Source organism: Micromonospora sp. NPDC005203 (assembly GCF_042872705.1).
In the GTDB taxonomy this organism is placed as follows: Bacteria; Actinomycetota; Actinomycetes; order Mycobacteriales; family Micromonosporaceae; genus Micromonospora.
Genome location: NZ_JBIAKV010000002.1, coordinates 181,777 through 195,328, shown reverse-complemented (window position 1 = coordinate 195,328; position 13,552 = coordinate 181,777). Strand labels below are relative to the sequence as shown.

General features: G+C 72.3%; 16 protein-coding genes. 4 read left to right on the top strand and 12 right to left on the bottom strand.

Annotated elements, in window-relative coordinates:
* Nucleotides 1–3 precede the first annotated feature (3 nt).
* Nucleotides 4–558, top strand: coding sequence for a hypothetical protein (locus ACFYPM_RS06105; RefSeq protein WP_387191771.1), 555 nt, complete (start codon nucleotides 4–6; stop codon nucleotides 556–558).
* Nucleotides 559–718: 160 nt separating this feature from the next.
* Nucleotides 719–1,600 (top strand): hypothetical protein, encoded by an 882-nt coding sequence (locus tag ACFYPM_RS06100; protein ID WP_387191769.1) that lies wholly within the window; start codon nucleotides 719–721, stop codon nucleotides 1,598–1,600.
* Nucleotides 1,601–1,741: 141 nt separating this feature from the next.
* Here the strand turns inward: ACFYPM_RS06100 and ACFYPM_RS06095 are convergent, their stop codons facing one another.
* The 6 genes from ACFYPM_RS06095 to ACFYPM_RS06070 all read right to left on the bottom strand — a co-directional run bounded on the left by ACFYPM_RS06095 (nucleotide 1,742) and on the right by ACFYPM_RS06070 (nucleotide 6,646).
* Nucleotides 1,742–2,116: an LPXTG cell wall anchor domain-containing protein gene (locus tag ACFYPM_RS06095; protein WP_387191767.1), complete on the bottom strand. Its 375-nt coding sequence runs from the start codon at nucleotides 2,114–2,116 to the stop codon at nucleotides 1,742–1,744.
* A 101-nt stretch (nucleotides 2,117–2,217) separates the two neighbouring features.
* The gene (locus ACFYPM_RS06090; protein WP_387191765.1) at nucleotides 2,218–3,474 is read right to left on the bottom strand and encodes a PQQ-binding-like beta-propeller repeat protein; all 1,257 of its coding nucleotides are present in this window, start codon (nucleotides 3,472–3,474) and stop codon (nucleotides 2,218–2,220) included.
* Nucleotides 3,475–3,576: 102 nt separating this feature from the next.
* Nucleotides 3,577–4,056: an SRPBCC family protein gene (locus tag ACFYPM_RS06085; RefSeq protein WP_387191763.1), complete on the bottom strand. Its 480-nt coding sequence runs from the start codon at nucleotides 4,054–4,056 to the stop codon at nucleotides 3,577–3,579.
* A 143-nt stretch (nucleotides 4,057–4,199) separates the two neighbouring features.
* A complete protein-coding gene (locus ACFYPM_RS06080; RefSeq protein ID WP_357252746.1) occupies nucleotides 4,200–4,409 on the bottom strand; it encodes a DUF397 domain-containing protein in 210 nt (69 codons plus the stop codon).
* A gap of 174 nt (nucleotides 4,410–4,583) precedes the next feature.
* A complete protein-coding gene (fahA, locus tag ACFYPM_RS06075; RefSeq protein WP_387191761.1) occupies nucleotides 4,584–5,780 on the bottom strand; it encodes a fumarylacetoacetase in 1,197 nt (398 codons plus the stop codon).
* Nucleotides 5,777–6,646: a hypothetical protein gene (locus tag ACFYPM_RS06070; protein ID WP_387191759.1), complete on the bottom strand. Its 870-nt coding sequence runs from the start codon at nucleotides 6,644–6,646 to the stop codon at nucleotides 5,777–5,779. The genes fahA and ACFYPM_RS06070 overlap by 4 nt, the downstream gene beginning before the upstream one ends.
* A 94-nt stretch (nucleotides 6,647–6,740) precedes the next feature.
* Here ACFYPM_RS06070 and ACFYPM_RS06065 point away from each other — a divergent pair, with 94 nt between their 5' ends.
* Nucleotides 6,741–7,907, top strand: a complete 1,167-nt coding sequence (locus ACFYPM_RS06065) for a homogentisate 1,2-dioxygenase (RefSeq protein WP_387191757.1) — start codon at nucleotides 6,741–6,743, stop codon at nucleotides 7,905–7,907.
* Here the strand turns inward: ACFYPM_RS06065 and ACFYPM_RS06060 are convergent.
* The 4 genes from ACFYPM_RS06060 to ACFYPM_RS06045 are packed head-to-tail and all read right to left on the bottom strand — an operon-like array spanning nucleotide 7,904 to nucleotide 10,678.
* Nucleotides 7,904–8,932: a tetratricopeptide repeat protein gene (locus tag ACFYPM_RS06060; protein WP_387191755.1), complete on the bottom strand. Its 1,029-nt coding sequence runs from the start codon at nucleotides 8,930–8,932 to the stop codon at nucleotides 7,904–7,906. The two genes, ACFYPM_RS06065 and ACFYPM_RS06060, sit on opposite strands and share 4 nt — an antisense overlap.
* A 10-nt stretch (nucleotides 8,933–8,942) precedes the next feature.
* Complete coding sequence (ispF, locus tag ACFYPM_RS06055; protein WP_387193354.1) at nucleotides 8,943–9,428, bottom strand: 2-C-methyl-D-erythritol 2,4-cyclodiphosphate synthase; 486 nt, start codon at nucleotides 9,426–9,428, stop codon at nucleotides 8,943–8,945.
* 13 nt (nucleotides 9,429–9,441) lie between these two features.
* Nucleotides 9,442–10,137 (bottom strand): 2-C-methyl-D-erythritol 4-phosphate cytidylyltransferase, encoded by a 696-nt coding sequence (gene ispD, locus ACFYPM_RS06050; RefSeq protein ID WP_387191753.1) that lies wholly within the window; start codon nucleotides 10,135–10,137, stop codon nucleotides 9,442–9,444.
* Nucleotides 10,138–10,192: 55 nt separating this feature from the next.
* Nucleotides 10,193–10,678 (bottom strand): CarD family transcriptional regulator, encoded by a 486-nt coding sequence (locus ACFYPM_RS06045; protein ID WP_088950500.1) that lies wholly within the window; start codon nucleotides 10,676–10,678, stop codon nucleotides 10,193–10,195.
* A gap of 328 nt (nucleotides 10,679–11,006) precedes the next feature.
* Here ACFYPM_RS06045 and ACFYPM_RS06040 point away from each other — a divergent pair, with 328 nt between their 5' ends.
* Nucleotides 11,007–11,693, top strand: coding sequence for a hypothetical protein (locus ACFYPM_RS06040; RefSeq protein WP_387191751.1), 687 nt, complete (start codon nucleotides 11,007–11,009; stop codon nucleotides 11,691–11,693).
* 49 nt (nucleotides 11,694–11,742) lie between these two features.
* Here the strand turns inward: ACFYPM_RS06040 and ACFYPM_RS06035 are convergent, their stop codons facing one another.
* Both ACFYPM_RS06035 and ACFYPM_RS06030 read right to left on the bottom strand, forming a co-directional pair.
* A complete protein-coding gene (locus ACFYPM_RS06035; protein ID WP_387191749.1) occupies nucleotides 11,743–12,378 on the bottom strand; it encodes a hypothetical protein in 636 nt (211 codons plus the stop codon).
* 32 nt (nucleotides 12,379–12,410) lie between these two features.
* Nucleotides 12,411–13,460 (bottom strand): type III polyketide synthase, encoded by a 1,050-nt coding sequence (locus tag ACFYPM_RS06030; RefSeq protein WP_387191747.1) that lies wholly within the window; start codon nucleotides 13,458–13,460, stop codon nucleotides 12,411–12,413.
* Nucleotides 13,461–13,552: the final 92 nt, after the last annotated feature.

The window sequence follows — 13,552 nt, the reverse complement described above, 5'->3', positions numbered from 1 at the left end:
ACAGTGCATACTGCCAAGATCTGCCTCGCCGGAGCGGCCGCAGCCGCGATGGTGGGCTTCCTCGCCGCACCGGCCGCCGCCGCGCCCACCGACACCACCACCGTCACCTTCGAGATACTCGCCGGCACCCTCGACATCGACGCGCCGGCCACCGCCGACCTGGGCACCGGCGCGCCCGGCGGCACCATCACCGGCCAGCTCGGGCCGGTCACGGTCACCGACTCCCGGGGTGCGGCGGACGCCTCCTGGGTCGCCTCGGTGACCGCGAGCGTCTTCCAGACCGGCGGCGGCAGTCCTCCCGAGACGGTTCTTCCGGAGGAGATCGACTACTGGTCCGGTCCGGCGACGGCGACCACCGGCACCGGCACCTTCACGCCCGGTCAGGCCAACGCCGGCGCCGCGGAGCCGCTGTCCAGCGTCACCCCGGTCACGGCGTTCACCCACTCGGGCGGCACGGGCGGCAACACGGCGACCTGGAACCCCACCCTGATCGTCAACGTGCCGCTGGACAGCATCGCGGGCGTCTACACCGGGACGGTGACGCATTCGGTGGCCTAGCCGCCACGGCCGGTCGACCGTTGCGGTCGCACTGGCGCTGCTCTCCCTCGCCGGTCCGGGTCTGACGACCCGGGCCGGTGCGGCCGAGCCAGACGCCGACGACCGCCTCGGGATCCGGCTGCTGGAGGCACCCACCAACCGGCGCGACGACCCCCGGGCGTTGCGCTACATCGTCGATCACCTGCCGCCGGGCACCACCATCAAGCGGCAACTACTGATCACCAATCGCACCGACGAGGCCCGCCGCATCGACGTGTATCCGGCGGCGGCGACCCTGGAGGGTTCGGAGTTCAGGTTCGGTGAGGGCCGCGCGGCCAACGAGCTGACCTCCTGGGTCAGCCTCGACACCTCGGCCGTCGAGGTGGAAGCGTGGGGCGAGGCCCGGGTGCTGGCGACCATCACGGTGCCGCCGCCCGCCTCGCGCGGCGAGCGGTACGGCGTGATCTGGGCGTCCGCCACCTCCGCGCCCCGGGCCGGCGGGGAGGTCACCCAGATCCACCGGATCGGTGTCCGGATGTACCTCGACATCGGACCCGGCGGCGAACCGGTCTCCGACTTCTCCATCGGTGAGCTTCGCCCGGCCCGTGGCCCCGAGGGCGAGCCCTCGGTGACCGCCCAGGTCACCAACACCGGCGGTCGTGCCATCGACCTGACCGGCTCGGTCGCCCTCAGCGACGGACCGGCCGACAGCCGCGCCGGCCCGTTCCCCGTGGTGCAGGGCGTCACGCTGGCGCCGGGCGGCTCCGGGCAGGTCATCGCCCGGCTACCGGCCGCGTTGCCGAACGGGCCCTGGAAGATCGAGGTGAACCTGGAGAGCGGGCTGGTGAAGCGCAGCGTCAGCGCGCAGATCGAGTTTCCCGACCCGGGTCAGGTCGGCAAGCGGGGCAACGTCATCTCCCGGATGGCGTCCGGCTGGACCCTGGCTGCGGCCGTCGCGGGCCTCCTGCTCCTCGCCGGACTCGCGGTGCTGGTCCGCCGATTCCGCCAGTCCCCTCGGCCACCCACCGGCAGGCCACGGGAGCGGGTCCCGGCCGGACGTTGACGCCACGGCGTCGGCCGCGCAGCGCATCGGCCGCCGGCGGCGGGTTTCGCACCGGCCATCGACGCGGCGCACAGGATGGACCAGCCACCGGCGGCAGGCTCGCACCAGCCGCCAACGTCAACCGCCGCCGGACGGTGTAGGTCACACGCGCCGCCAGCGACGGGCGGCGAGGCCACCGACGATCAGCAGGAGCACGCCCAGTCCGACGAGCAGCAACGTCGACCCGCCGGAACCGGTGACCGGCAGTTGACCGTGGCTGGGTGTGGGCTGCGGTGGCGCCGGCGTGGGTTGCGTCGGCGTGGGCGTGGGTGGCGCGGGTTGCGTCGGCGTGGGTGTCGGCGACGCCGGCAGGATCTCGAAGGTGACGCCGGTGTCCGCCGACGGCGCGACCCGGGCGGCAGTGAACCCGCGCGCCGACGCGGGATCGGCGTCAAGCACCGGTGGGACCGCGAGTGCGAGGCTCGCCGCGGCGGCCAGTGCGCCACCCACGAGGTAGTTGGCTGCTGTCCTGCCCATGCGTCGACCCCTTCCCGAGGAAATCTGAACCGTGAAAAACATACCTTTTACCGACAAAGGGTATGCACGGTTCGGACTTCTGGGCACCGGAGACGCCACGATCAGGTGCGGGCCAGGATCACCGCTTCCGCAGTGAGGTAGTAGCGCCTGTCGTCCGCGCCAGGGTCGACCGGCCGGCGGAGACGTTCCACCGCGACGTAGCCGCCCTCGGCCCCCACCGCCCCGGGCAGCCAGCCCGTCCCATCCCGCCCGACGTTGAGCGAGAAGCGGGACAGTCGCCTACCGGTCGCCGGGTCCAGCGTCACCAGGTCGTTGGCGTCGGTCAGCAGGTGCACCCGGCCAGGTTGCGCGGCCAGGACCCGTGCCGCACCGAGATCGGCGGACCGCCACAGCTCCGCGCCCGTAAGCGCCGACCGACCCACCACCACCCCGTCGAGCACCACCACGGCCTGCTCACCCACCACGGTTGCCCCGGCCGGATCGAGCGCGGGGGCGGCGACCGGCTCGCCGACGCCCACCAGCCAGCCCCGGCCGGCCGCGTCGCCCGGTCCCGCGGTGCGCAGGGCCAGGCAGTCCGACCGACCGCTACGACAACCGAGCGGAGTCACCACCAACTCGTCGGACCCACCCGGCGGTCGCCAGCGTTCACGCACCGCACCGGTCGCCGCGTCCCGGAACTCGACAGTCGCGGGTCCGGCACACCGGTCCAGACCGATCAGCTGTCCGCCGACCGTGGTGCCGACGTCGCCGCGGCACCGGCCGGGCAACTCGACCCGCCAGAGCTGCTGACCGCCGCTCACCTCGACCCCGCGCGCCTCGGTGTCCCCGCTGACCACCACCACCGTGCGGCCGTCCGTGAGGTCGGTGAGGTGCAGCCCGCGCGGGTCCCAGACGATTGCCGCACCGGTACGGCGTACCACCGCACCGCCCTCGGCGGGCTCCGGGCCGTCGGCCCTCCAGAGCACCCGACCGGTCGGCGCGTCGAGCGCGACCAGTTGTCCGTCGGACCAGCGGCTGACCACCGTACGGCCGCTGGCCACCACCCCGGTCAACTCCGCCGGCCAGCGCCGGTACGACCAGTACGGGGTGGTCCGGTGCCGACCGTCGACCGGCCGGTCGGCGTACACCTGGCGGTGCGCCGCGTACACCCGCAGCCTCCCGTCCACGATCAACGGGGCGACCGGCAGTCGACCGACCACACCGGCGGCCGGTCGGGCCGCCTGCGGATACTCGGCCTGGGCGACCGTGCTCACCTCGGCCGGCGCAAGCACCCGGTGGACGATGACCGCGACGACCACTGTCGCGAGCAGCGCCGCGACCGCCATCGCGAGCCGTCGTCGGCCCCTCGGGATCCCCATGCCGCACCTCCGCCCGGCACCCTACCCAGCGGAACCTGCCGGACCCCGCGCAGGTCAGGGCGACCACGCGCGGATGCGGAGGCGGAGGTGACCGGCCGGCGCTCAGGCGGCTTCGACGGCGCCGGTGCCGGCCGCCACGGCCAGGTCGGCGAGGTCGCGGCCGAGTGCCACCTCGACCGCCCGCGCGGCGAGGCCGCCGAGCAGCAGCGCCATCACCCGCCCGTACGGAGCGGTCGGCACGGCCTCCTGGGTGACGGTGACCGCCGTGCATCCCCGACGGCGACGCTGGACCTGTCGCAGACTCCAGGTGATCCGGTAGTCCACGCCAGCACCTGAGGAACAGAGCACCAACCGGTGTGGGGCGAGTGCCTCCACCACCAGGAACTCTTCGGTCAGCGTGCCGCCGCCGGGCTGGGCACGCTCCTCACGCCAGGCGGTGCCCGGCCCGAACGGACCCGGGGTGAGCACCTCGATCGCGCCCGCGGCGGTCAGCCGGGCCGTACGGCCGGGCAGGTCGGTCAGCAGACCCCAGACATCGACGGCGTGCGCCTCGATGAACCTGGTAACCGCCACCGTCGACATGCCAGCCTCCCGTGTCCCCGACGGTACGCGGAGTAGGGGCCGGCCGGGGCCCCCGGGACGGATTTTCCACCTCCCGGAGGCCACGCTGTCCGATTGGACCATTGCTCGGCACCAGACGTCGTCGACAGGTGCCGATGCTCCGGTCAGTGTTCGAAGCGACCCGCCCGGATCGCGCCGATGAATGCCGTCCACCCAGGCGGGCTGACCGCGAGGGTGGGGCCGGCCTGGTCCTTGGAGTCGCGGACCGCGACCAGACCGTGGACATCGACCAGGTTGTCCGCCACTTCCACGCAGAGCCCCTGGTCGTTGGAACGGCTGCTGGTACGCCAGACCGCGCCCGCAAGATCGTGCATCGTCGTTACCTCCGTGTGCGATGGACGCCCCACCGCTGGCAGCCGGGTTGAGCCCGGCTCGGATCGCGCGGCGAGGCAACGGGATCCGGACGATCAACGGGTCAACCCGGCCGGGTTATCGCACCGGCTGTGCGATAACCGGTCCCGTGCACGAGACGGAGGTAATGCGACCGCTCAGTTGGCCGGACGAATGGTGCCGCTGACCTCGCCCAGGGCGATGGTCGTGCCGTCCGGGCCGGGCGCGGTGGCGGTGATGGTCACCGTGTCGCCGTCGGCGAGGAAGGTGCGGCTCTCGTCGCCAACCGTCACCGGCTCCGCCCCACCCCAAGTCAGCTCCAGGAACGAGCCCACCTGGGCACGGTCGGGGCCGGAGACGGTGCCGGAGGCGTACAGGTCGCCGGTGCGCAGTGACGCGCCGTTGACGGTGAGGTGGGCCAGTTGCTGCGCCGGCGTCCAGTACATGGTGGCGAACGGCGGCTCGCTGACCAGCGCGCCGTTCCACTCCACCGCCAGCCGGAGGTCCAGACCCAGGTGCGGCACGTCGCGCAGGTAGTCGACCACCGGCGGGTCCTGGTCGGGGGCGGGCACGAGGGCATCGCCGAGCGCGTCCAGCGGCGTCACCCAGGCCGAGACCGAGGTGGCGAACGACTTGCCGAGGAACGGGCCGAGCGGCTGATACTCCCAGGCCTGGATGTCCCGGGCGGACCAGTCGTTGACGAGCACCACCCCGAAGACGTGGTCGGCGAAGTCGTCGACCGACACGCGATCGCCCAACCGGCTGGGTACGCCCACCACGAAGCCGACCTCGGCCTCGATGTCCAGGCGTACCGATGGGCCGGTGACCGGTCCCTCGGCGGAGGCCCGCTGGCCGGTCGGCCGGATCACCGGCGTGCCGGAGACGACCACCGTCCCGGCCCGCCCGTGGTAGCCGATCGGCAGGTGCTTCCAGTTCGGCAGCAGCGGCGGCTGACCGGGGCGGAAGATCTGCCCGACGTTCGACGCGTGGTGCTCAGAGGAGTAGAAGTCGACGTAGTCGGCCACCTCGATCGGGAGCAACAGCTCCACGTCGTGGAGGGGCACCAGCATCGGCTCCACGTCGGCCCGGTGCGCCGGGTCGGTCAACAACTCGGTGATCCGCTGCCGCACCGCGATCCACTGCGGACGTCCCAGCGCCATGAACTCGTTGAGGGTGGGTCGGCACAACGCACCGGCGGCCAGCACCAGCTCCGCGGCCTCCGCCGCGGCCAGGTCGAACACCCAGGACCCGATCCGTACGCCGATCCGCGGCCGACCCCCGTCGCGCCGGAAGACCCCGTACGGCAGGTTCGTCACCCCGTACGGCGAACCGTCAACGCCGGTCACCCAGGTCATGCGTCGTAGCCCCCGTTCACCAGCCCCAGCCGGATCAGATCGGTAAGTGGTTCCAGGATGCTGCACGAGCCGAAGCCGACCCAGAGCGGGCGGGGTTCGTGCAGCCGTACGGTCGCGCGCTCCAACAGGGGGCGCGGGTCGAGCGCGGTCAGCACTTCGGCGACCCGGCCCACGCTCTCGCCGTCGGCGGCGGCAAGCGTCGCGGCCAGCACGTTGGCGTACCCGTGGTGGGTGAAGCCGGTCTCCGGGTCGAGGTGCCGGACCGCCTGGTGCAGCCCCGCGGTGAGCTTGAACGGCAGGTCCCGGTCCCGGCAGGCGCAGATCACGGCGGCCAGCTCGGCCGGGGTGGGGAACAGTTCGGCGGCCAGTCCGCCGGTCCGGAACTTGGCGGCGATCGGCACGCCGTCGACGCGGGCGGCGGCGATCGCGTCAAGCGCGCCCATCAGGCCGAAGGTCAGCGGAAGCTCGGCGTACACGGCCTCGACGCCCGGCATGGCGTCGGTCAGTCGCAGCAGCTCGACGACGCCGGGCAGCGGGTCCTCGCCCCGCTTGGCGACCGCCACCTCGACCTGCCGCGCGGTCACGCCGTCCGGGGCGAGGAAGGAGAGCGCGAACGGCAGGTTGCCGACCCCGGTGTCACCGATCACGCCGACCACCAGGCCCTCACCCGGGTCGACCAGACCACTCAGCTCGCCCGCCGAGACGGTCGAGGCGGGGATCAGCAGGGGGCCGACCAGGTCGGTGTACCAGGCGGCGCGGTGTTGGCGGTGGGCGACCAGGGCGTCGTGGAGCGCGGCGCTGCCCGGCGGGAAGACGGCGGCGTCGTCCACCAGGCCGGTCAGGAGTGCGGGCACCTGCGTTGACACGGAACAAGAATGTACGGGACGCTACGAGGAACGGACAACAACGTCCGATTATCGGACACACCTGGCCGGTGGACGGGACATCTCGGGAGGCGAAATGCCGTATTACCGCAGCGTCGGCGAGGTGCCGCGCAAGCGCCACACCCAGTTCCGGCAGCCCGACGGCAGCCTCTACGCCGAGGAGCTGATGGGCCAGGAAGGCTTCTCCTCCGACTCGTCCCTGCTCTACCACCGGCACGCGCCCACCGCGATCGTGGCCGCCGACGAGTTCACCCCGCCCGCGTTCACCCGGGCACCGAACCTGCCGCTCAAGCCCCGCCACCTGCGCACCCACAAACTGGACACCGGCGGCGCCGACCCCGTCCTCGGCCGGCAGTACCTGCTCGCCAACGACGACGTCCGGATCTCCTACGTGCTCGCCGACCGACCCTCGCCGCTGTTCCGCGACGCCACCGGCGACCACTGCCTCTACGTCGAGTCGGGCACCCTGCGGGTCGAGTCCCCGTTCGGAGTGCTGGACGCGGTCGCGGGCGACTACGTCGTCATCCCCACCTCGACCATCCACCGGCTGGTGCCCACCGGCGACCAGCCCGTCCGGCTGCTCGCCGTCGAGGCGTCCGGGCACATCGGCCCGCCCAAGCGCTACCTCTCCGTCCGCGGTCAGTTCCTGGAGCACTCGCCGTACTGCGAGCGCGACGTCCGCGGCCCCGAGGCCCCGCTGCTCGTCGACGGCGAGGAGGTCGAGGTGCTGGTCCGCCACCGCCGTGGTTGGACCCGCTACGTCTACGCGAACCACCCGTTCGACGTGGTCGGCTGGGATGGGCACCTCTACCCGTGGGCGTTCTCCATCCACGACTTCGAGCCGATCACCGGGCGCATCCACCAGCCCCCGCCGGTGCACCAGACCTTCCAGGGTCCCAACTTCGTCATCTGCTCGTTCGTGCCCCGCAAGGTCGACTACCACCCGCAGTCGATCCCGGTGCCGTACAACCACCACAACGTCGACTCCGACGAGATGCTCTTCTACACCGGCGGCAACTACGAGGCCCGCCGCGGCTCCGGCATCGAGCAGGGCTCGATCTCCCTGCACCCGTCCGGCTTCACCCACGGCCCCCAGCCCGGTGCCGCCGAGCGGTCCATCGGCGCCGACTACTTCGACGAGCTGGCCGTCATGGTCGACACCTTCCGCCCCCTCGATCTCTGCGACGCCGCCAGCGGCTGCGAGGACGAGGGGTACGCCTGGACCTGGGCGCGTCGCGGCTAGCGGAGCGCGGTTCTGGTGAAGATCGCGAACTCGGCTACCGCCGTGACGGCGATGGCCAGCACCAGGGGCCACGGGGAACCGACCACGGCGTACACCAGCAGCAGCAGCGGCGCGGCCGCCACGGCGTAGACGGCCAGCGCGATCGCCCGGTCCGAGTGCAGCAGGGCCGGCAGGACGGTCCGGGTCAGCCCCGGCAACCGGGCCGCGAGCTGCCAGACCACGATCCCCCCGCTGAGCGCGGCGAGCACCGCCAGGACGCGGGACAACCCGTCGCTCGCCGACGCCGCGAAGGCCACCAGCACTGCCGCCACCAGCGACCAACCCGCGCCGTAGAGCACCAGGCGGTGCAGGCCGTGCGCGAGCGTCCGTGGCGAGTCGATGCGACTCGGGCTGATGGCGACGGTCTCGGCGACGTGCGCCAACGCCTCCGACCAGCGGCGCTGCTCCAACCTCAGGACCCCGACGTCGTGCCCAGCCTCGGCGACGCGCGGGTCGAGCCGCAACGCCTCCCGGTAGGCCCGCTCGGCCAGGTCGAACAGGTTCAGCCGGGCGGCAACCAGGCTGAGCACCAGGTGCGCCTGCGGCTCCTCCGGAGCCAGTTCGACACCACGCCAGGCCGCGTTCAGCGCCGGCTGGCCGTTGCGGGCGTCGGCCAGGAGCGCCGCCGCGCTCCGCTGGGCGTACGCGTCGGCCGGACCGAGGGCGAGGATCCGGTCGGCGGTGGCCGCCGACTCGCCGTAGCGCTCCAGGTCGGCCAGCGCCATGCCCCTGGCGACCAACGACGGTAGGGCCTCCGGTGCGGCGGCCACGGCCGTGTCGGCGGCGGTGAGCGCCTCGGTCGGGCGACCGGCGGCCAGGTGCACCCGAGCCAGCGTGGTGAGGGCGTCCACGTCATCCGGTTGCAGGGCCAACCCGTAGGCCAGCTCCCCGGCCGCCTCGTCGTGGCGCCCGAGCTCGGCGAGAAGTTGGGCCCGCTGGAGGTAGCCGTCGGCGGCGGACTGGTCGGGGGCTGGGTCGCTGGACATCGCGGCGAGCTTAAGCGGCCGGCGCGTCGTACACCAGGGCCACCGCGACGCCGGCCAGCCCTTCCTCACGGCCGGTGAAGCCAAGGCCGTCGGTGGTCGCGGCGGAGAGGGTGACCGGGGCGCCGACGGCAGCGGACAGCACCTCCTGGGCCTCTGCCCGACGCCGGCCGATCTTGGGTCGGTTGCCGATCACCTGCACCGACACGTTGCCGATCTCCAGGCCGCTGGCGCGTACCCGGCGGGCCGTCTCGGTCAGCAGCGCCACCCCGGACGCGCCGGCCCACTCCGGCCGGCCCACTCCGAAGGCGGAGCCGAGGTCACCGAGGCCGGCGGCGGAGAGCAGCGCGTTGCAGGCGGCGTGCGCGACCACATCGGCGTCCGAGTGCCCGGCGAGGCCGTCCTGGTCGGGCCAGAGCAGGCCCGCGACCCAGCAGGGCCGGCCGGGCTCGAACGCGTGCACGTCGGTGCCGATGGCGACCCGGGGAACGATCATGATCCGAGAGTACGCGTCAACCGGAGGCGGCAAGCAGGTGCTCGGCCAGCGCCAGATCGAACGGCCTGGTGATTTTCAGGGCGTACTCCGAGCCCGGCACGCAGCTCACCACGACGCCCTGCTTCTCGACCAGCCCGGCGTCGTCGGTGAGGGGATCTCCGGCCGCGGCGTGCGCGGCGCTGAGCACGGCCCGGCGGAAACCCTGCGGGGTCTGCACCGCGCGCAGGGCGGAACGGTCGACGGTGCCGAGCACCACCTCGTCGGCATCCACCTGTTTGATCGTGTCGACGACCGGCAGCACCGGGATCACCGCGTCCCGCCCGTCACGAACCGCCGCCGCGACGGATTCGACGAGTTCGGGTGGGGTGAGCGCGCGGGCGGCGTCGTGCACCAGCACGATCGTCGGGCCGGTGGGCACCGCGGCCAGCGCGGCGGCCACCGACGCCTGTCGTTCCGCACCGCCGGCCACCACGATCACCGTTGCCACCGGGGCCAACAGCTCGCGGACGGCCTGCACGTCGGTGACCGGCGCGGCCACCACGATCGTGTGCACCGACGGCGCGGCGGCCAGTCGCCGCACGGCATGCACCAACAGCGGCTCACCGGCGAGCAGGCGCAGCGCCTTGGGTCGGCCGGGGCCGAGCCGTACGCCGGCACCCGCCGCAGGAACGAGGACCGCAACGTCACCGCGCGGGTTGAGCTGCGCGGTCACGTCGCGGTCCTCGGTGGTTTCTTTGCTACTTGGTAGGACGACGATGCTCTGCGGACTAGGCCTCGGTGAGGACCTTGTCGAGCAGCGTCTCCGCCTCATCCTTGGTGCTCTTCTCAGCCAGCGCGACCTCACCAACGAGAATGTCGCGGGCCTTGGCCAGCATCCGCTTCTCGCCCGCAGAGAGGCCCCGCTCCCGCTCCCGGCGCCACAGGTCGCGAACGACCTCGGCGACCTTCAGCGGATTGCCGGAGGCCAGCTTTTCCAGGTTGGCCTTGTAACGCCGCGACCAGTTGGTCGGCTCCTCGGTGTGCGGAGCCCGCAGAACGTCGAAGACCTTACCGAGGCCCTCTTCGCCGACCACCTCGCGGACGCCCACGATCTCGGCGTTCTCGGCCGGCACCCGGACCGTCAGGTCACCCTGCGCAACCCTCAGGACGAGGTATTTCTTAGGCTCGCCCTTGATGATCCGAGTCTCGATTGCCTCGATGAGTGCGGCCCCGTGGTGGGGGTAAACAACGGTCTCGCCGACACTGAAAACCATAGGTTCGAAACCCCTTTCGCTGTGTCTAGGGTAACACGATCAGGCACCGATGTCTCACCGATGTCCTGACCATTGGCGCAGCTCAGGGGCCCTGTGAGAGGTCTTGCTTCAGCTTGACAGGCGGTCAAACCAATGGTTCGAACACGCTCCGTAACGTGCGGATGACTGCCCGGCACGGGTGAACAGAACGTCGAGATCAAGGGCTATGCGCTCCTCCCATGGTATCGCGGCTGGCGGGAATGCGCCCAGGTGTAGCGGGAGGTGCCCCTGGTGCGCGACCCTGGAGGCCGAGCCGCACACCGCTCTCGAGCCCCTCCCAGGAGGTCCGATGGGCAAGCCGGATGCCGAGGGTCACGGGCCAGCCGACGGCCTGCCCGGCCTACCGCCCGAGTGGGGGCGCATCGTGGTCCCGGACGACGCCTCGGCGCTCGCCGACGAGGCCGCCAAGCTTCGTCGCGAACTGCGCCGTGCTGCCGGCGACCGCCCCGGCCAACTGGCCCTGCCACTGCTGGTGCTGGTGGTCGCGCTACTCACCACGATGGCCGGCCTGCTCGCCGTCGCCTGGCCCCGCGCCAGCCGGGGCACCGACCGACCGACCCCGGCCCCGTACGCGCCTCCCGCAACCGTCGCCGGCCGGGCACTGCCCGCGCTGGACCTGGTCGACGCCGCCCAGGCGCCGGTGCCGCTGCGCGGCCTGCTGCCCGCCATGATCATCCTGGTGGACGGCTGCCCCTGCCCCGAGCGGATCGACGAGGCCGCGGCCGCGGCGCCCCCGGGAATTGCGGTGATCACCGTGGCCGGAGGGCGGAGGGTCGCGACCTCGCCATCGGCGAGCACGGACGTCCGGGCACTTGCCGACCCCGCTGGCGGACTGCGGTCGTTCCTGGGCCAACCGGTCCACCCCGGCACTCTGACCGCACTGCTGGTCGACCGCACCGGCACGGTGACCCGGGTGCTGTCGGAACTGGGGACTGTCGACTCCTACCGCAACGACCTGAGCGCCCTTGCCGGCTGACGCCACGAAGGCCGATGACCCCGCCGGGCCAGGTGCGTCGACACCGGGCCTAGCGGGGCAGGCCGACGAGTTGCGCCTCGATATCGATCTCGTGCACCCCGCCGGTCGACAGCGTCACCCGGAACGGCCTGCCGCCCGAGAGCACCTCGGCGCTGGTGATCACGCCATCGCAGTCGATCTCGGACGGCCCGGCCGACTCGGCCTCGAAGACCGTCACCGACAGGGTGCCCGGCCTGGTGCACCGGTACTGCAGCAGGTAGCGGGAGTCGCCGCCGCCCGCCTGCCGGACGATGCGCTGTCTCGGCACGAGCACCGCCCGCTCCTGCCAGATCGTCTCGCGGAACGAGGGCAGCTCACCCTGGAAGAAGAGCCAGCTCGGATCACCCTCGATGTCGATGATCTCACCGCTGGCCGGGTCGAGCACCGCCCGCGGGATATCCACCGCCCGGACGACCGCCCCCGTCTCTCCGTCAACCCGCGCGGTCAGCCCACCACCCCGGACCAGGGGGAGATCCAACGGCGTGCTGACGCTCGGCCCCACGGCAGGTGCCGTCGCCGCACCAGCCGGCCCGGCCAACGGGGAGGGCGCGGCAGAGCGCCACCACCAGCCACCGGCGACCAGGACGGCCACCGTCGCACCGAACAGCACCGTCGAGCGCAGCCGCCCCTCAGCCGTCGCATCCATTCGTCGAGCGTAACGCCGCCAGCGGCAGATTCTTACTCCTGTCGATCGAGCAGGGCGGCGTACAGGGTGAGGCCGGGGCCGAACGCGAGCATGACGATGCGTCGAGCCGCCGGCGTAGAACGGCCCAACCGGTCCAGGATCAGCAACACGGTCGGCGACGAGCAGTTGCCGTGCTCGTCGAGCGTCGCCCAAGACGCCGCCAGCCCCTCCGGAGGGAGGGCCAACTCCCGTTCCACCACGTTGAGGATCCGCGGCCCACCCGGGTGCACGGCCCAACCATCCACCTCGGAAGTGGTGACGCCGTGCCGGGCCAACAGGTCGTCTACCAACCCGCGTACGTGCCTCGACAGCACCTGCGGCACCTTTGGCGACAACCCCATCCGGAAGCCGGCATCGGTGACGTCCCAGGTCATGTGATCGGCGGTCGAGGTGTCGGTGACCGAGGTGACCTCGCGTAACGCGTACCCCGGACCACCCGGCACGACCACGGCGGCGACCGCGGCGTCCGAGAAGAGCGCGTGCGAGACGATCTGCTGGGTGTCCACCCTGGCACTGGACGGCTGGATGTGCAGGCTGGTCAGCTCCGCGCAGAGCAACAGCGCCGGCCGCCCCCGCGCGGTGACGAAGTCGCTCGCCGCGCCGAGGCCGGGCAGCGCCGCGTAACAGCCCATGTGGCCGATGAACATCCGCTGGGTGTCCGCCGCCATGCCGAGGTCCCGGGCGAGCAGGATGTCCAGCCCGGGGGTGGCGTAGCCCGTGCAGGAGCAGACGATGAACATCCCGATGTCGCCGGCGTCCAGCCCGGCGGCGGTCAACGCGCGACCCACCGCCTCCTTGCCCAGCGGCAGCGCCTCCACCTGGTAGCGGCGCATCCGACGCTCGGTCGGCCAGTCCGATACGTCCTCCAACAGCGGATTGACCGCGGCCTGACGCCGGGTCACCCCGGAGTTCGCGAAGATCCGCTGGGCCAACGACCGGGTGGTGCCGGTGAAGTGCCGGGAGAAGAAGCCCTCCCACAACTCGTCCTGCGAAGCGGACGGCGGCTGTGCAGTCCCGAGCCCCGCGATCACTGGTACGGACACGATCCCCACCTCTCGTCAGATGCTGTCCTCCCCCTGGCCGTCCCACCAGCAGCCTTGGCTGGCCCTCCTTCCGTGCCGAACCCGCGGATCCG